At 54.8% G+C, this 16,730-nt stretch carries 17 protein-coding genes; 5 read left to right on the forward strand and 12 right to left on the reverse strand.

Annotation, left to right across the window (positions count from 1 at the left end; genetic code table 11):
- Nucleotides 1-65 precede the first annotated feature (65 nt).
- Both ACWWFX_RS17250 and soxR read right to left on the reverse strand, forming a co-directional pair.
- Nucleotides 66-734: a glutathione S-transferase family protein gene (locus tag ACWWFX_RS17250; protein WP_473224358.1), complete on the reverse strand. Its 669-nt coding sequence runs from the start codon at nucleotides 732-734 to the stop codon at nucleotides 66-68.
- 263 nt (nucleotides 735-997) lie between these two features.
- Nucleotides 998-1,456 (reverse strand): redox-sensitive transcriptional activator SoxR, encoded by a 459-nt coding sequence (gene soxR, locus ACWWFX_RS17255; RefSeq protein WP_015966312.1) that lies wholly within the window; start codon nucleotides 1,454-1,456, stop codon nucleotides 998-1,000.
- An 87-nt stretch (nucleotides 1,457-1,543) separates the two neighbouring features.
- Between soxR and soxS the strand changes: the two genes are divergently transcribed.
- Together soxS and ACWWFX_RS17265 are read left to right on the forward strand one after the other, a co-directional pair.
- Nucleotides 1,544-1,873: a superoxide response transcriptional regulator SoxS gene (gene soxS / locus ACWWFX_RS17260; RefSeq protein WP_276222132.1), complete on the forward strand. Its 330-nt coding sequence runs from the start codon at nucleotides 1,544-1,546 to the stop codon at nucleotides 1,871-1,873.
- Nucleotides 1,874-2,144: 271 nt separating this feature from the next.
- Entirely contained in the window at nucleotides 2,145-2,426 is a 282-nt protein-coding gene (locus tag ACWWFX_RS17265) for a YjcB family protein (protein WP_015966314.1), read from the forward strand.
- 55 nt (nucleotides 2,427-2,481) lie between these two features.
- On the opposite strand, the gene ssb1 is transcribed toward ACWWFX_RS17265, so the two are convergent.
- Nucleotides 2,482-3,009: a single-stranded DNA-binding protein SSB1 gene (gene ssb1, locus ACWWFX_RS17270; protein ID WP_149461788.1), complete on the reverse strand. Its 528-nt coding sequence runs from the start codon at nucleotides 3,007-3,009 to the stop codon at nucleotides 2,482-2,484.
- 247 nt (nucleotides 3,010-3,256) lie between these two features.
- Here ssb1 and uvrA point away from each other — a divergent pair, with 247 nt between their 5' ends.
- On the forward strand, nucleotides 3,257-6,082 hold the full coding sequence (gene uvrA, locus ACWWFX_RS17275) for an excinuclease ABC subunit UvrA (protein WP_456146641.1): 2,826 nt from the start codon (nucleotides 3,257-3,259) through the stop codon (nucleotides 6,080-6,082).
- Here the strand turns inward: uvrA and ACWWFX_RS17280 are convergent, their stop codons facing one another.
- From ACWWFX_RS17280 to dnaB, 5 genes are all read right to left on the reverse strand, one after another.
- Nucleotides 6,083-6,436 (reverse strand): MmcQ/YjbR family DNA-binding protein, encoded by a 354-nt coding sequence (locus tag ACWWFX_RS17280; RefSeq protein WP_015966317.1) that lies wholly within the window; start codon nucleotides 6,434-6,436, stop codon nucleotides 6,083-6,085.
- Nucleotides 6,437-6,570: 134 nt separating this feature from the next.
- A complete protein-coding gene (gene aphA / locus ACWWFX_RS17285; RefSeq protein WP_276222139.1) occupies nucleotides 6,571-7,284 on the reverse strand; it encodes an acid phosphatase AphA in 714 nt (237 codons plus the stop codon).
- Nucleotides 7,285-7,480: 196 nt separating this feature from the next.
- Nucleotides 7,481-8,674 (reverse strand): aromatic amino acid transaminase, encoded by a 1,194-nt coding sequence (gene tyrB, locus ACWWFX_RS17290; RefSeq protein WP_473224359.1) that lies wholly within the window; start codon nucleotides 8,672-8,674, stop codon nucleotides 7,481-7,483.
- Between the two features lie 148 nt (nucleotides 8,675-8,822).
- Entirely contained in the window at nucleotides 8,823-9,902 is a 1,080-nt protein-coding gene (gene alr, locus ACWWFX_RS17295) for an alanine racemase (RefSeq protein ID WP_473224360.1), read from the reverse strand.
- Nucleotides 9,903-9,949: 47 nt separating this feature from the next.
- Nucleotides 9,950-11,365, reverse strand: coding sequence for a replicative DNA helicase (gene dnaB, locus ACWWFX_RS17300; RefSeq protein ID WP_041686336.1), 1,416 nt, complete (start codon nucleotides 11,363-11,365; stop codon nucleotides 9,950-9,952).
- A 63-nt stretch (nucleotides 11,366-11,428) separates the two neighbouring features.
- On the opposite strand from dnaB, the gene ACWWFX_RS17305 reads away from it, so the two are divergent.
- On the forward strand, nucleotides 11,429-12,412 hold the full coding sequence (locus ACWWFX_RS17305; RefSeq protein ID WP_456146644.1) for a quinone oxidoreductase: 984 nt from the start codon (nucleotides 11,429-11,431) through the stop codon (nucleotides 12,410-12,412).
- 165 nt (nucleotides 12,413-12,577) lie between these two features.
- Here ACWWFX_RS17305 and pspG read toward each other — a convergent pair whose 3' ends face one another.
- The 3 genes from pspG to ACWWFX_RS17320 form a co-directional block, all read right to left on the reverse strand.
- On the reverse strand, nucleotides 12,578-12,820 hold the full coding sequence (pspG, locus tag ACWWFX_RS17310; RefSeq protein WP_149461781.1) for an envelope stress response protein PspG: 243 nt from the start codon (nucleotides 12,818-12,820) through the stop codon (nucleotides 12,578-12,580).
- Nucleotides 12,821-12,959: 139 nt separating this feature from the next.
- Nucleotides 12,960-13,955 (reverse strand): tRNA dihydrouridine(20/20a) synthase DusA, encoded by a 996-nt coding sequence (gene dusA, locus ACWWFX_RS17315; protein WP_276222149.1) that lies wholly within the window; start codon nucleotides 13,953-13,955, stop codon nucleotides 12,960-12,962.
- A 233-nt stretch (nucleotides 13,956-14,188) separates the two neighbouring features.
- Nucleotides 14,189-15,514: a conjugal transfer protein TraF gene (locus ACWWFX_RS17320; RefSeq protein WP_473224361.1), complete on the reverse strand. Its 1,326-nt coding sequence runs from the start codon at nucleotides 15,512-15,514 to the stop codon at nucleotides 14,189-14,191.
- A gap of 298 nt (nucleotides 15,515-15,812) precedes the next feature.
- Here ACWWFX_RS17320 and zur point away from each other — a divergent pair, with 298 nt between their 5' ends.
- Entirely contained in the window at nucleotides 15,813-16,328 is a 516-nt protein-coding gene (gene zur / locus ACWWFX_RS17325) for a zinc uptake transcriptional repressor Zur (RefSeq protein ID WP_108476012.1), read from the forward strand.
- A gap of 77 nt (nucleotides 16,329-16,405) precedes the next feature.
- Here zur and ACWWFX_RS17330 read toward each other — a convergent pair whose 3' ends face one another.
- Entirely contained in the window at nucleotides 16,406-16,615 is a 210-nt protein-coding gene (locus ACWWFX_RS17330; protein ID WP_276222241.1) for a CsbD family protein, read from the reverse strand.
- Nucleotides 16,616-16,730 lie beyond the last annotated feature (115 nt).

The following is a 16,730-nucleotide window of genomic DNA, read 5'->3' on the forward strand; positions in this document are numbered from 1 at the left end:
CCAACCTGTGCGCAAACGTTATCGTTCATGCGCAATCCGACAACAATTTCGTTGCAAATCGGGCGCTATTCGCCAGGTAGTGAAAAGGGACCGCCCTTTTCAATCGCCTGCTGCCAGGCCGGACGCGCTTCCACACGCGCCTTCCATGCGGCGATATTGGGCAGAGACGGTATCCCACCGCGAGAAAGCAGCGCAAACAGTGGAAAACTCATCTGGATGTCCGCCATGCTCGGGTTTTCCCCCGCAAACCACGGCGTTTTCGCAAGATGCGACTCGATAAACCCGGCATGCGTGGCAATCTGATTATTCAGCCAGGCTTTCTGAACGCCCGTTCCCAGCACTTTCCCCACCGTGCGCAACCCCAACGGCACCGGGGATTTGCCCAGCATCTGCAAAACCAGCTTGATCATCATGAGCGACATCAACGAGCCTTCGGCATAGTGCAGCCAGAAGCGATACTGCAATTTTCCTTCGATATCCTGCGGTTTAAAGCGGCTTTCGGGATCGCCGATTTCCTGGAGATATTCGAGGATCGCGCCAGATTCAGCGATAACGTGGCCGTCATTCTCGACAATCGGCGATTTACCCAGCGGATGGATTTTTTTCAGAGAGTCAGGAGCCAGCATATCAGCCCCGCGCTGATAGCGGACAATCTGGTAAGGCAGGTTCAACTCTTCCAGCGCCCAGAGCACGCGCTGCGAGCGGGATTGGTTCAGATGGTGGACGGTTAACATGGTTTTCTCCGCAGGTTTGTTCAAATTAACTATAGGAACAGACGGCAATCCCCGTAAAAATTGCGGCGAAAAAAACGTCAATCTGACTGGCGAACAGGGGGAGGAGAGGTAGACTTAAAGTGTCAGCACAAACCGGAACCTCCAACCCGTAGCTCGACCGAGGGATGCTGATGTCGGGGGAAACCCTCCCATGAACCAGTGGGATAGAGCGAAAGACAAAGACCGGAACATACGAAAGCGCCCAGTTGTGGCGCTTTCGTTTTTTATTCGTCTTCCAGCAGGCGCGCGCCCGTTCCTTCTTCCCCCAGTTTGTCGCCAGGGTTACGCAGCGGGCAGTCACGCAGCGACATACAGCCGCAACCGATGCAGCCATCAAGCTGATCGCGTAGCGCTTCCATCGAGTGAATGCGTTTATCCAGCTCCTGACGCCACTGAGTGGTCAGCCGTTTCCAGTCTTTTTGCCCCAGCGTATGCCCTTCGGGCACCACGCCCAGCGACTCGCCGATCGTGGCGAGCGGGATGCCCAGCCGCTGCGCGATTTTAATGATTGCCACATAGCGCAGTACGTCACGTTTGTATCGCCGCTGATTGCCCGCGTTGCGCTGGCTGCGGATGAGCCCTTTGCTCTCATAGAAGTGCAAAGCGGAGACGGCAACCCCGGTACGTCTGGCGACTTCACCCGGCGTGAGCAGCGTTTTAATGCGCGTTGGTTTTTTTTCCATTTTCTGCTTTACCTCAAGTTAACTTGAGGAATTATACTCGCCAGCAAGACAAAAGTTGAAGCAAAAATAGACAACGGGGAGAGCCTTATGTCCCATCGGGAAATTATTCAAACGCTTATCGAATGGATAGATGAACATATCGATCAACCACTTAACATTGATATCGTGGCGAAAAAATCCGGGTATTCGAAATGGTATCTGCAACGGATGTTCCGCACCGAGATGCATCAAACGCTGGGCGACTACATTCGCCAGCGTCGTCTGTTATTGGCTGCGCAGGAGTTGCGTAATACCCAGCGCCCGATTTTCGATATTGCGATGGATCTGGGTTATGTTTCCCAGCAGACCTTCTCACGTGTTTTCCGCCGTGAATTCGACCGCACGCCGAGCGACTATCGCCACCGTCTGTCAGCATGAGTATCACGCCGGATAGCGCTGCGCTTATCCGGCCTACAGGTAAAACAGAGCCCTTTCCTTATGTAACTATTGTCAGCGATAAATGGCGCAATTTGCTGCGTTTACCTCTGGTGAATAAAACAGCGATTGTGATATAGTTCACACTATAGAGTGAAACAAAAACAGCGTTTCATATCATTTGTGAATGCCTGTCGATAGCCAGAGTGGACTACACCTCCGTGAGAACGCCGCGCTGTCAGGGCATACCGTTTATCTCTGAGGATAAGGTCTCATGGTTTCTATCTCTACAGGTGTCGTACTGTTACGCTGGCCGCTTTTCAGCGCCATTCTGATGTTCCTTGCCAGTACTCTGAAAATCCGCTTACGCAAAGCTGATTACGCGGGCCTCGCGGTGATTTGTAGCGCGCTGGGCGTGGCGTCGGCCTGCTGGTTCGCAACGGGGTTGCTGGGAATTACGATGGTGGATATTGCGACTATCTGCAATAACATCAAAGAGGTGATGGTGGAAGTGATGAGCCAGACACCGCCAGAATGGCCGATGGTGTTGACCTGATAAAAATTTTATCCATAAAAAAACCTGCTTTCGCAGGTTTTTTTATGTCTGAAAATCAGAACGGGATATCGTCGTCGAAATCCATCGGCGGTTCGTTAGACGGTGCCGGAGCGGCCTGCTGCTGCGGGCGAGACTGCGCGCCGCCGCTGAACTGGTTGCCGCCCTGCGGCTGCTGAGGCTGGCCCCAACCGCCCTGCTGCTGACCCTGACCACCTGCCGGTGCGCCACCGCCCTGACGGCCACCCAGCATCTGCATAGTGCCGCCAACGTTGACGACCACTTCAGTGGTGTATTTTTCAACGCCGGACTGATCGGTCCATTTACGGGTACGCAGCTGGCCTTCAATATAAACCTGAGAGCCTTTACGCAGGTATTCACCCGCAACTTCCGCGAGTTTGCCGAACAGCACAACACGGTGCCATTCAGTCTGCTCTTTCATTTCACCGGTCGCTTTATCACGCCAGGATTCGGAAGTAGCCAGCGTAATGTTGGCAACTGCGCCACCATTCGGCATGTAGCGTACTTCCGGGTCCTGGCCCAGATTACCGACGAGAATCACCTTGTTTACGCCTCTGCTGGCCATGATTGTCTCTCCTGAATGTGTTTCTTAATAGTGTAAACGCGCGATTGTAGCATTTCAAAGAGGCGTTTTGATAGCATGCGACGGTGATTCCACTAAACTCGTTTACGTTGAATATCTTACACTCAACTCTGGAATGCACATTCCACTACTGTATATTCATTCAGGGTGAGTTGTGTCATAATTAGCCGTTTCCGCCGTTTGTCCTTCAAGCAAATCTGGCAAGCCGAGTCTCTACCGGGAAAGGTAAATGGATAAGATCGAAGTTCGGGGCGCCCGCACCCATAATCTCAAAAATATCAACCTCATCATCCCGCGCGACAAACTGATTGTCGTTACCGGGCTGTCGGGGTCTGGCAAATCTTCACTGGCTTTCGACACCCTTTACGCCGAGGGGCAGCGTCGCTACGTCGAATCGCTTTCTGCGTATGCGCGCCAGTTCCTGTCGCTGATGGAGAAGCCGGATGTCGATCATATTGAAGGGCTGTCGCCTGCTATCTCTATTGAGCAGAAGTCGACCTCCCATAACCCGCGTTCCACGGTCGGGACCATTACCGAAATTCACGACTACCTGCGTCTGCTTTATGCTCGCGTAGGCGAGCCGCGCTGCCCCGATCACGACGTGCCGTTGGCGGCGCAAACCGTCAGCCAGATGGTAGACAACGTGCTGACGCAGCCGGAAGGCAAACGCCTGATGCTGCTGGCGCCAATCATTAAAGAGCGTAAAGGCGAGCACACCAAAACGCTGGAAAACCTGGCAAGCCAGGGCTACATCCGCGCGCGTATCGATGGCGAAGTGTGTGACCTGTCCGATCCGCCGACGCTGGAACTGCAAAAGAAACACACCATTGAAGTGGTTATCGACCGCTTCAAGGTGCGCGAAGACCTGGCGCAGCGTCTGGCCGAGTCGTTTGAAACCGCGCTGGAGCTTTCCGGCGGCACGGCGATCGTCTCTGATATGGACGATCCGAAAGCGGACGAACTGCTCTTCTCCGCCAACTTCGCCTGCCCGATTTGCGGCTATAGCATGAGCGAACTGGAACCGCGTCTGTTCTCGTTCAACAACCCGGCGGGCGCGTGCCCAACCTGTGACGGTCTGGGCGTGCAGCAATATTTCGACCCGGACCGCATCATTCAGAATCCGGAGCTATCGCTGGCGGGTGGCGCAATTCGCGGTTGGGATCGCCGTAATTTCTACTATTTCCAGATGCTGCGCTCGCTGGCGGAGCATTATGATTTCGACGTTGAAGCGCCGTGGGGCAGCCTGAATGCGTCAGTGCAGAAAGTGGTGCTGTACGGTTCCGGTAAAGAATCTATCGAATTCAAATATATGAACGATCGCGGCGATACCTCCGTGCGTCGTCATCCGTTTGAAGGCGTGCTGCACAACATGGAACGCCGCTACAAAGAGACGGAATCCAGCGCGGTGCGCGAAGAGCTGGCGAAATTCATCAGCAACCGTCCATGCACCAGCTGCGACGGCACGCGTCTGCGTCGCGAAGCGCGCCACGTGTACGTTGAAAACACTCCGCTGCCGACCATCTCCGACATGAGCATCGGCCATGCGATGGACTTCTTCAATAATCTGAAACTTTCCGGCCAGCGCGCGAAAATCGCTGAAAAAGTGCTGAAAGAGATTGGCGATCGCCTGAAGTTTTTGGTCAACGTTGGCCTGAACTACCTCACGCTCTCCCGCTCGGCAGAAACCCTTTCCGGCGGTGAAGCCCAGCGTATCCGTCTGGCGAGCCAGATTGGCGCAGGGTTAGTCGGCGTGATGTACGTGCTGGATGAGCCTTCCATCGGCCTGCACCAGCGCGACAACGAACGTCTGCTCGGCACATTGATTCACCTGCGTAACCTCGGTAACACGGTGATCGTGGTCGAACACGACGAAGATGCGATCCGCGCCGCTGACCACGTTATCGACATCGGACCGGGCGCGGGTGTACACGGTGGTCAGGTTGTCGCAGAAGGGACGCTGGACGACATCATGGCAGTGCCAGAGTCGTTAACCGGCCAGTTCATGAGCGGCAAACGTAAAATCGAAGTGCCGAAAAATCGCGTACCGGCGGACCCTGCGAAAGTGCTGAAACTGAGCGGCGCGCGCGGCAACAACCTGAAAGATGTCACGTTGACGCTGCCCGTCGGCCTGTTCACCTGTATCACCGGGGTATCCGGTTCCGGAAAATCTACGCTGATTAACGACACCTTGTTCCCGATTGCTCAGCGCCAGCTTAACGGCGCGACTATCGCCGAACCTGCGCCGTATCGCGATGTTCAGGGGCTTGAGCACTTCGACAAAGTCATCGACATCGACCAAAGCCCAATTGGCCGTACGCCGCGCTCTAACCCGGCAACCTACACCGGCGTCTTTACGCCTGTGCGTGAGTTGTTTGCGGGCGTGCCGGAATCACGCGCGCGCGGCTATACGCCGGGGCGTTTCAGCTTTAACGTACGCGGCGGGCGCTGCGAAGCGTGTCAGGGCGATGGCGTGATCAAAGTCGAAATGCACTTCCTGCCGGATATCTACGTGCCGTGTGACCAGTGCAAAGGCAAACGCTATAACCGCGAAACGCTGGAGATTAAGTACAAAGGCAAAACCATCCACGAAGTGCTGGATATGACCATCGAAGAAGCACGTGAGTTCTTCGATGCTGTACCGGCGCTGGCGCGTAAGCTGCAAACCCTGATGGATGTCGGCCTGACCTACATTCGTCTCGGCCAGGCGGCGACGACGCTATCGGGTGGTGAAGCCCAGCGCGTCAAACTGGCGCGTGAGCTCTCTAAACGAGGTACCGGGCAGACGCTGTACATTCTTGATGAGCCGACCACCGGCCTGCATTTCGCGGATATTCAGCAACTGCTGGAAGTGCTGCACCAGCTGCGCGACCAGGGCAACACCATCGTGGTAATTGAGCACAACCTTGATGTGATCAAAACCGCCGACTGGATTGTTGACCTCGGCCCGGAAGGCGGTAGCGGCGGCGGGGAGATTCTCGTCTCCGGCACGCCAGAAACCGTCGCCGAATGCGAAGCCTCACATACGGCGCGTTTCCTTAAACCGATGCTGAAGTAGTCATTTCACTAGCTGCTGCCGGGTTTGTTCCGGCAGCAGCGTGATTGCCTGCTGATACGAGGCATCCACCAGATAGTAAATTTGCGAATCCGGCAACGTGCCGTCGAGGTAAACCGTGCTCCAGTGCGCTTTATTGAGATGACGGCTGGGACGCACATCGCTGTGCTGCTGGCGCAGCAGCTCTGCCAGCTCAGGGCTGGTTTTCAACGACACCGCCGGGCGTTCTTCCACCTCTTTGACCATCGCAAAAAGCACATCCGCGACCTTAATCTGCGTCGCTTTCCAGTCGCTGTGTACGCTTTGCTCTGCGCCACTCTTCGCCATGCAGTACACCAAAAGATCCGAACTGGTCATATTATACCTCTTAGTCTCACGAGCCACGGTGTGCCAAACGTCATCACCTCAGTGTGCAACAAGTCGCCGAAAGGTGAAACCTTCCGGCGACTGATTTTTGACTAAAAAAGCATCATTTATTTACAGGGGGGCGTTTAGTACTCAGAATTAACAATCACTTCTTCATTGTACTTGCCCGCCTGCGGCAGCGGTCGATACGTGGAGTTTGAGGCGCGCAGCACGCGGATACCACGGGCACCGGCTTCACGCGCCGCCGAGATATCGTTATCCGAATCGCCGTAGAAGACCTTCACGCCCTTCTCTTTCAGCCACTGTGTTTTGGTATTCTGACCCGGTTTGTCACCGGCAAAAATGACCGGATTCATGCTGGTCGCCGGGATCAGGAAATAGTCCTGCAACGTTTTGGAGACCGTTTCGGTTTTGGTTTCGCTACGCCCGGTAACGAAATAGATGCTGTCACCGCGCTTCACGTGCATCGCAATCAGTGAACGGGCCACTTCTTTCGGAATGCTGAACTCATCCCAGCCGTTGTTCATTTTTTCCCAGAATGCAGGATTCTTCAGATACTCTTCGCTGCCCGGAGACCAGGTTTTCTGCCCGCGCCAGAAGCCGGGGCTGGAAAACAGCACCGTATCGTCGATATCAAAACCCACTGCCATCGGTGGATGATTCATCAGGCTGTTTTCAATTTGCGCCACTGATACCCAGTGGATGGGTGCCTGTTCGGCCAGTTTAGCGACATCCGTACCCGGATAAAGCGGAGAAGGTGATGAAGCGTGAGCGGTAACCGTGTTATTTAACGCGAACAACAAACAAACGGCGCTCAGCGCCTGTGTGATCTTGCGCATAGTTTTCCCTAAATCGTCGTCTTGTTTTTGTTTTAAAGTGAGTGATACTTCAAAAAATTAGAAAGACCTTAACGGTTACAGGGTGTGAAGGGAAGGATTTTCCAGGATTTATCCTGGAAAAAGGATAAGGGATCACACTTTTGCGTGGAGGGACTCTTCATGCGGCAGCAATGCCGCATGAAGAGTAAGTACTCGCTTACATTACCGCCGCAAATGCCTGCGCGACGCGATGCACGTTACGGGAATTCAGCCCGGCAACACACATACGACCGCTGGCAATCAGGTAGACGCCAAACTCATCACGCAGGCGATCAACCTGTGCCGCGCTCAGGCCGGTATAGCTGAACATACCGCGTTGCTTGAGGAGGTAATCGAAATTCCCGTCCGGCATGGCTTCTTTCAGTACGTTCACCAGCGCCCGACGCATGTCCAGAATACGCGCGCGCATGGCTTCCACTTCCGCCAGCCACGAGGCCTTCAGCACGTCGTCGTTCAACACGGTAGACACAAGCTGCGCACCGGTCGTCGGCGGGCTGGAGTAGTTACGACGTACCGTCGCCTTCAACTGGCCCAGCACGCGCCCTGCCGCATCAGCATCTTCGCAGACCACGGACAAGCCGCCGATACGCTCACCGTACAACGAGAAAATTTTTGAAAATGAGTTACTCACCAGCACCGGTAAGCCCGCCGCCGCAATCGTACGGATGGCATAGGCATCCTGCTCCATGCCGCCGCCAAAGCCCTGATAGGCGATATCAAGGAACGGGATCAGGTTACGCGCCTTCAGCACCTCCGTCACCGCATCCCACTGACTGTTCGTCAGGTCCGCGCCGGTTGGATTGTGGCAGCACGGATGCAGCAGCACGATGCTTTGCGCAGGCAACGTGTTGAGGGTTTCCAGCAGCGCGTCAAAACGCACGCCATTGGTCTCACCGTCAAACCACGGATAGGTTTTGACCGTAAAGCCCGCGCCTTCAAAGATAGCGACGTGGTTTTCCCAGGTCGGATCGCTGACCCAGACGCCGGAATCCGGGAAGTAGCGCTTGAGGAAATCCGCCCCCACTTTCAGCGCACCGGAACCGCCCAGCGTCTGAATGGTGGCGACGCGTTTCTGCGCCAGCACCGGATGGTCGGCACCAAACAGTAGCGGCGCAATGGCCTGACGGTAGCTGTTCAGCCCTTCCATTGGTAGGTAAAGCGAGGCGCTATGCGGCTCGGCGGCAAGGCGCTTCTCCGCATCAGCAACGGCCTGAAGCTGGGGGATGATGCCCTCTTCGTTGTAGTACAGACCGATACTGAGGTTCACTTTATCGCTGCGCGGATCCTCTTTGAAACGCTCCATCAGCGAAAGAATAGGGTCGCCAGCGTAGGCGTCAACTTTTTGAAACACGAGGTGGTTCTCCAGGTTTACAGAAGGCAGGTAATTACACAATAAACCGGAAGCGGGAGAAGGTCGAGAGGATGTTGTCGCCGGATGTTATCAAATAGTAGGCCGGGTAAGGCGCAGCCGCCACCCGGCACCACGCCAAACCGCACAATCAATCAATATACTTCATCGCCACGCGCGACGTCAGACGCGTGATAAGTTCGTAAGCACTCACTTTTGTGATTTCCGCGATGCGTTCAACGGGCAGCCCTTCGCCCCACATCACCACCGGATAGCCCGCTTTATCCTGCGCTTCTGGCCCCAGGTCAACGCAGATCATATCCATCGCCACGCGACCGACAATCGGCACTTCACGGCCATTAACCAGCACCGGGGTGCCGGACGGCGCAGCGCGCGGATAGCCGTCGCCATAGCCCATCGCCACCACGCCCAGCCGCGTATCACGCTCGCTGACCCAGGTACCGCCGTAGCCGACCGGCTCACCGGCTTTATGCTCGCGCACGGCAATCAGGCTGGAGGTCAGCGACATCACCGGCTGGAAGCCGAAATCCGGCCCCCAGGGCTTTTGTTCCAGCGGCGATACGCCATAGAGAATGATGCCCGGACGCGCCCAGTCGAAATGCGACTGTGGCCACAGCAAAATGCCGCCAGACGCTGCGATAGAGCGTTTCCCCGGCTTGCCTTCACAGAAAGTGTTGAAGATATCGAGCTGTTTTTCCGTCGCGCCGCACTCGGGTTCATCGGCACGCGCAAAGTGGCTGACGATGTTGACCGGCTGACTGACATTTTTACACTGGCTCAGACGCTGGTAAAACGCATCCGCTTCTTCGGGGCGAATACCCAGCCGATGCATACCGGTGTCGAGCTTCATCCACACCGTTACCGGGCGGCTGAGCTGCGCGGTTTCCAGCGCTTCGAGCTGTTCCATATTATGCACAGCGGTATGCAGTTGCTGTTCAGCGATAAGCGGCAGATCGGTGGCGTTAAAGAAGCCTTCCAGCAGTAAGATGGGTTGCGTAATGCCGCCCTCGCGCAACCGCAGGGCCTCTTCCAGACGTGCGACGCCAAAGGCGTCGGCATCGGGGAGCGTTCGCGCGGTCTCCAGAAGACCGTGTCCGTAGGCGTTCGCTTTCACCACCGCAACCAGTTTGCTGGCGGGCGCCAGTTCACGCAGACGTTGCAGATTGTGTCGCAGAGCGCGGCGGTTAATCACTACAGTTGCCGCTTGCATTTGTGTTCCTTGAAAAGTGTTTGCTTGAGTTACCTGAATCAATCTTGTTATTCGTCGTCGTACTGCGGGCCCGCGTAGTTATCGAAACGCGACCATTGCCCGTTAAAGGTAAGACGCACGGTACCGATCGGACCGTTACGCTGCTTACCGATAATAATCTCGGCGATACCTTTTAAGTCACTGTTTTCGTGATAAACCTCATCACGGTAGATAAACATGATTAAGTCGGCATCCTGTTCGATTGAGCCGGATTCACGCAGGTCGGAGTTGACCGGGCGTTTATCGGCACGTTGTTCCAGTGAACGGTTAAGCTGCGACAGCGCCACCACCGGCACATGTAATTCTTTTGCTAACGCTTTGAGTGAACGGGAGATTTCCGCGATTTCCAGCGTACGGTTGTCGGAGAGCGACGGCACGCGCATCAGCTGAAGGTAGTCGATCATGATAAGGCCAATGCCATCATGTTCGCGGGCAATACGACGCGCGCGGGAGCGCACTTCCGTCGGCGTCAGGCCGGAGGAGTCATCGATGTAGATGTTACGCTTCTCAAGCAGAATGCCCATGGTGCCGGAAATTCGCGCCCAGTCTTCATCATCCAACTGACCGGTACGGATTTTGGTTTGATCGACGCGCGACAGTGACGCCAGAGAACGCATCATAATCTGTTCCGATGGCATTTCCAGCGAGAAGATCAACACCGGCTTATCCTGCAACATCGCCGCATTTTCGACGAGGTTCATCGCAAATGTCGTTTTACCCATCGACGGACGCGCGGCGACGATAATCAAATCCGACGGTTGCAGCCCCGCGGTTTTTTTATTGAGATCGTCATAACCTGTGTTTACACCCGTCACACCATCGTGCGGCTGCTGAAAAAGTTGCTCGATACGCGCGACGGTGGCATCCAGCACATCGGCAATATTTTTCGGGCCTTCATCTTTATTGGCGCGGCTTTCCGCGATTTTAAAGACGCGGGATTCCGCGAGATCGAGCAAGTCTTCGCTGGTGCGCCCCTGAGGATCAAACCCGGCTTCGGCGATTTCATTCGCCACCGAAATCATCTCACGGACAACGGCACGTTCGCGCACGATATCGGCGTAGGCGCTGATATTCGCGGCACTTGGCGTATTTTTTGACAACTCCGCCAGATAAGCAAAACCGCCAACGCTATCAAGCTGCCCCTGACGCTCCAGCGATTCCGCGAGCGTAATCAGGTCGATCGGGCTGCCAGTTTCCTGTAAGCGCCCCATTTCAGTAAAGATATGGCGGTGCGGACGGGTATAAAAATCATCAGAGACAACACGCTCGGCGACATCGTCCCAGCGTTCGTTATCCAGCATCAAACCGCCCAACACCGACTGTTCCGCTTCAATCGAGTGCGGCGGCACTTTCAGCCCGGCGACCTGAGGATCACGCTCACGAGCTTCAGTCTGTTGTTTGTTGAAGGGTTTATTTGCTGCCATAGTGAATGGAGTTACCGAGATAAAGATTGGGTCGAAAGATTACCACATTGTTCAGGAGGAAGCATGGCAACACGCATCGAATTTGACAAGCATGGCGGCCCCGAAGTACTCAAGGCCGTAGACTTCACCCCCGCCGATCCGGCGAGCCACGAAGTGCAGGTCGAGAACAAGGCTATCGGTATTAACTATATCGATACCTACATCCGCAGCGGGCTTTATCCACCACCGTCGCTGCCAAGCAGCCTGGGTACCGAAGCGGCGGGCGTGGTGACGAAAATCGGTAAAGACGTGAAACACGTTAACATCGGCGATCGGGTGGTTTACGCGCAGTCTGCGCTGGGTGCCTATAGCGCAGTGCATAACGTGGCGGAAGATAAGGTGGCGATTTTGCCAGATGCCATCACTTTTGAGCAGGCGGCGGCGTCGTTCCTGAAAGGACTGACGGTGTTTTATCTGCTGCGCAAAACCTATGAAATTCAACCGGACGAGCCGTTCCTGTTCCATGCCGCAGCGGGCGGCGTAGGGCTGATTGCCTGCCAGTGGGCGAAAGCGCTGGGCGCGAAACTTATCGGTACCGTTGGCAGCGCGGAGAAAGGCAAACGTGCGCTCGAGGCCGGTGCGTGGCAGGTGATTAACTATCGCGATGAGAATATCGTCGAACGTGTGAAGGAGATTACCGGCGGTAAGAAAGTGCGCGTGGTGTATGACTCGGTCGGGAAAGATACCTGGGAAGCGTCGCTGGATTGCCTGCAACGTCGCGGGTTGATGGTGAGCTTCGGCAACTCCTCCGGGCCAGTCACGGGTGTGAACCTGGGAATTCTCAACCAGAAAGGTTCGTTATACGTGACCCGCCCTTCCCTGTACGGCTACGTGACAACGCGCGAAGAGTTGCAGGAAGCGAGCAATGAGCTGTTCTCGTTGATTGCCAGCGGTGTGATTAAAGTGGATGTGGCAGAGAAACAGAAGTTTGCGCTGACGGATGCGAAGCATGCGCACGAGGTTCTTGAGAGCCGGGCGACACAGGGTTCGAGCCTGTTAATCCCCTAGAAAAGCTTAGGGCTTCCACATGGGAAGCCCTTACTTTTTTTAGTTCGGCTGTATGTAGGGTACAGCTCGATGAATTCGTTAACGGCGCAATAGTGACAGATTTATTACGCGAAACCTATGCAGTTTTATGCAAAATTTCTATTGTGTGACGAACCCCTCAATACCTTAGTAACGCCAACGGTTATTACTCCGATACTCGGGGATCTTTGGTGTTTTAATCGCCCGAATCACCCATACCACGGCAATCGCCAGCAGTAACCAGGGCAGTAATTTAAACATCAGCGCGAATAAGCCGCCGACAAACATTAGCGCCGTGGCGACAAAAAGCGCGGCAATAATGCCCAGTAGTGAAACGCCCGTTACCAGCAGCATCACAAAAAATCCAATCACAAAAAGTAGCTCAAACATGGCTCTCTCCCAAAGATATCGTCATTCTCTGTCTGTGCTATTACAAGAATCATGCCAAAATTAACTTATTGATATTCAATAAAAACGCCCGACAACTACGTGCCGGGCGTGGTGAATTTGACCAGTTTTTAGTGAAATTTTAACGCTTATCGGCAACCAGCTTCAGTGCGTGCTCCAGCACGTTGATATCCGCTCCGGCTTTGTGGGCGTTCTCACTCAGGTAGCGACGCCACTGGCGCGCGCCCGGAATGCCCTGGAACAGACCCAGCATATGACGCGTCACGTGGCCCAGATAGGTGCCGTTACTCAGTTCACGTTCGATGTAGGGGTACATCGCGCGCACCACCGCAACCGGGTCCGCATCCGCACCTTCGATACCAAAGATTTCGCGATCGACCGTCGCCAGAATACCGGGGTTCTGGTACGCCTCGCGCCCGACCATGACGCCATCCATATGTTCCAGATGGGTTTTCGCCTCTTCCAGCGATTTAATGCCGCCGTTGATCGACATTGTGAGGTGCGGGAAGTCACGCTTCAGTTGATACACGCGCGGATAGTCCAGCGGCGGGATCTCACGGTTCTCTTTTGGGCTGAGACCAGAAAGCCAGGCTTTGCGCGCATGGATGATGAACATCTCGCACTCGCCGCGTCCGGCCACCGTATTGATAAAGTCGCAGAGGAATTCGTAGCTATCCTGGTCGTCGATGCCAATACGCGTTTTCACCGTCACAGGAATGGATACCACATCGCGCATCGCTTTCACGCAGTCGGCGACCAGTTGGGCATTGCCCATCAGACAGGCGCCGAACATCCCGTTCTGTACGCGATCGGACGGGCAGCCGACGTTGAGGTTAATCTCATCATAACCACGCTCTTCTGCCAGTTTCGCGCACTGCGCCAGCGCCGCCGGATCGCTACCGCCAAGCTGTAATGCGACCGGGTGCTCTTCTTCGCTGTAGGCCAGGTAGTCGCCCTTACCGTGAATAATCGCTCCGGTGGTGACCATTTCCGTGTACAGCAGCGTGTGGCGCGACAACTGGCGCAGGAAATAGCGGCAGTGTCTGTCGGTCCAGTCGAGCATCGGCGCGATGGAAAAACGGTGTGCAGGGAAAACGGTGGACGAAGATTCTGGCATGGCGATTTATTAAGCATTCTGAAAAAGGGGCGCTACTATAGCACAAAGCAAAAGCGGTGAGGCAAGGTTGCGATGGTGTATCGGCGGTGGGTGCGGTGAATAGCCCGGGGCGCTGAGCTTGCCGGGCCTACGGTGGCTAAGGTGCGGCTGGCTGCCCGGGGCGCTGCGCTTGCCGGGCCTACGGGGGCATCTACCGGGTAGGCCGGATAAGCGTAGCGCATCCGGCAAAAGGCTCAGAACGTGACGCTTAACTGCGCGCCAGCCCCCCAGGTTTCATCTTCACCAACCAGCCCCATCAGATCGACATGCACGCGGTTAAACGGCGCGAAACCCACACCGCCGGTGAAGACATTACTGTCATTATTCTTCACGTCCGCACGATAACCGGCGCGCACGGCGAGCCAGTCGAGTGGGCGAACTTCCGCCCCGACGCCAACATACTGCGAGTTATCCTCGCTTTTAAACCCTTTTGTTTCGGTCAAATCGCCATCGGCACTCACCGTCACCAAATCGTTATGCCACGCCACCCCAGCGGTCACCAGCGGGCGGATCTGGTAGGTGTCTTTATAGTTGGTCGTCACGCCCGTTTCACCATTGGTGATAAAGACATCTTTGGTGTCGATATCCCGGGAGATCAGGTTTTGCCCGCTCACGCCCACCGTCCAGTTCTCGCCAAAGTCAGCCGCAATACCGGCATCGACGTTAAAGCCGGTATCATCGTTGCGGTAGCGGCTGCTGTTCCAGTCGCTGCTGTCATAGTTGTAGATAGAGGTGGTGTAGTTATAGAGCCAGGTTTTTTGCAGCTTTGGCGTGATGCCGACCGAAACGGGCACATCGCCCAGCTCAAATTGCCGCGCCACCGCGACGCCGTAGTCAGAGACAATCGCCACGCGCCCTGAAGCTGTTGAATTAAGGTGTTTGGTGATTTCATCCGAGCCCCCCACCACGGCTTTTCCGGCCTCAGTAATCGCCGTCGTCTGGCTGCCCTCAATTTCTCTCAGGTAATCAATATCACCTTGATCGATAGCGGAACTCACCCGCCCGTGGGCATAGGCTTTGGTGACAAACGCCACCGACAGCACGTCGTTTGGAATGCTGACGGCAATCCCTGCCCCTCCGCTGGCGCGCGCGGTTTTGCCCTTCAGATAATCCAGCTCGCTGGCCAGATCGCCTGCCGCGCCCTGAAACTGCCCTAACGTACCCTGTGGGTCGAGCAGAATATCCTGCAAAGTTAGGTCATTAAGTACGCCGCGATAGTTATTAACTTTGTCATTAATCTCGTCGATTTCATCCTGAAGATTGTCTTTATCGGTAATTTGCGCACCCACGGCAGGAAGAATCACCGTAATGTCATCGTCCGGTTTGGCTTTCGCCAACAGCGCGGGGTTAATCAGCACGCCACTCCCGTAATTTGCCGACGCCACGCCGGTGCCCCCCATCGCATCATTTCGCGCTTCTGACCAGGTGTTGGCGGCATGCGCCTGATTTGCCATAAACAAAGATGCCGTAAGCGGGAGAATCGTGTTTCTAATGTTTTTTTTCACAGTTATTCCGTTCATTTGCAGGTGAATACGCCCCATACCCATGAAGCATAAGGGTGAACTATTGCTGTGAATGCGTTGAATTAAGAGGAAAAAACACAGGATATGTCAGGATTATTGGCAATTTATAATTATGATTAACGTCAGCTTTATTTATAGATGAGGTCAAAAGCGCTTCCCAGCTTTTCTCGCGTTGTCGGCAAGAAATGGCGATGTTTAGGATTTACCTCAGGTAGGCGATTATTCAGGCACTCGGTGTTTTTGCCATAACATGGTAAAGTAGAGGTCTATTTCCCCCGTAGCGCGAGGACGCAAAATGGATAAGACCACTTCGCAAGATATGTTGGCGCAGGCTGAAAAGCTGTGTGCGCAGCGCGGCGTGCGCCTGACTCCACAGCGTCTGGAAGTGCTACGTCTGTTGAGCCTGCAACAGGGTGCCATCAGCGCGTACGATCTTCTCGATCTGTTACGCGTGAAAGAGCCGCAGGCCAAGCCGCCTACCGTTTATCGCGCGCTGGAATTCTTACTCGAGCAAGGGTTTGTGCATAAGGTGGAATCCACCAACAGCTACGTGCTGTGCCATCTTTTTGATCAACCTACGCATACGTCGGCAATGTTTATCTGCGATCGCTGCGGCGTGGTGAAGGAAGAGTGTGCGGAAGGCGTGGAAGATATTATGCATATGGTCGCGGCACGCATGGGCTTTGCGCTACGTCATAATGTGATTGAAGCACACGGTCTGTGCGCAGAATGTGTGGAAGTAGAGGCATGCAGTTCACAAGAACATTGCCACCACGACCACACGATTCAGATCAAGAAAAAGGCACGGTAATTCGAGGGTTGGCACATCCTTGTACCAGCGGGTAGAAACGCTTATTGAGGGGAGTTAAGCGTTACGCATCAGCGAGATTACCAACGGTAATCGTTACGGGTTTCCCAATCGCTGACTTCTTTCTCAGCCTGATCTTTGGCATATCCATAACGTTCCTGGATTTTACCGACCAGCTGATCGCGTTTACCTTCGATAACGGTCATGTCATCGTCGGTCAGTTTGCCCCATTTCTCTTTCGCTTTACCTTTGAACTGTTTCCAGTTACCGCTGAGTTCGTCTTTGTTCATCATCAGCTCCTTATCATTCGATCATGGATGAGATATCACTTCGTCCTTCGGCGTTCATTTCTGCTGAACGTGATAATAAGTGTAGATGAGGATATCGCCGACGATTCACTATTCA

This window comes from Pseudocitrobacter sp. 2023LY-00077, from assembly GCF_055796175.1.

Coding starts and splice junctions, on each gene's coding strand:
- soxR (WP_015966312.1), bottom strand. CDS start 1,456: ATGGAAAAAAAACCAACGCGCATTAAAACGCTGCTCACGCCGGGTGAA.
- alr (WP_473224360.1), bottom strand. CDS start 9,902: ATGCAAGCGGCAACTGTAGTGATTAACCGCCGCGCTCTGCGACACAAT.
- uvrA (WP_456146641.1), top strand. CDS start 3,257: ATGGATAAGATCGAAGTTCGGGGCGCCCGCACCCATAATCTCAAAAAT.
- ACWWFX_RS17265 (WP_015966314.1), top strand. CDS start 2,145: ATGGTTTCTATCTCTACAGGTGTCGTACTGTTACGCTGGCCGCTTTTC.
- ACWWFX_RS17330 (WP_276222241.1), bottom strand. CDS start 16,615: ATGAACAAAGACGAACTCAGCGGTAACTGGAAACAGTTCAAAGGTAAA.
- ACWWFX_RS17280 (WP_015966317.1), bottom strand. CDS start 6,436: ATGACCAGTTCGGATCTTTTGGTGTACTGCATGGCGAAGAGTGGCGCA.
- ACWWFX_RS17250 (WP_473224358.1), bottom strand. CDS start 734: ATGTTAACCGTCCACCATCTGAACCAATCCCGCTCGCAGCGCGTGCTC.
- ACWWFX_RS17320 (WP_473224361.1), bottom strand. CDS start 15,514: ATGAACGGAATAACTGTGAAAAAAAACATTAGAAACACGATTCTCCCG.
- dusA (WP_276222149.1), bottom strand. CDS start 13,955: ATGCCAGAATCTTCGTCCACCGTTTTCCCTGCACACCGTTTTTCCATC.
- ACWWFX_RS17305 (WP_456146644.1), top strand. CDS start 11,429: ATGGCAACACGCATCGAATTTGACAAGCATGGCGGCCCCGAAGTACTC.
- ssb1 (WP_149461788.1), bottom strand. CDS start 3,009: ATGGCCAGCAGAGGCGTAAACAAGGTGATTCTCGTCGGTAATCTGGGC.
- zur (WP_108476012.1), top strand. CDS start 15,813: ATGGATAAGACCACTTCGCAAGATATGTTGGCGCAGGCTGAAAAGCTG.
- aphA (WP_276222139.1), bottom strand. CDS start 7,284: ATGCGCAAGATCACACAGGCGCTGAGCGCCGTTTGTTTGTTGTTCGCG.
- pspG (WP_149461781.1), bottom strand. CDS start 12,820: ATGTTTGAGCTACTTTTTGTGATTGGATTTTTTGTGATGCTGCTGGTA.
- soxS (WP_276222132.1), top strand. CDS start 1,544: ATGTCCCATCGGGAAATTATTCAAACGCTTATCGAATGGATAGATGAA.
- dnaB (WP_041686336.1), bottom strand. CDS start 11,365: ATGGCAGCAAATAAACCCTTCAACAAACAACAGACTGAAGCTCGTGAG.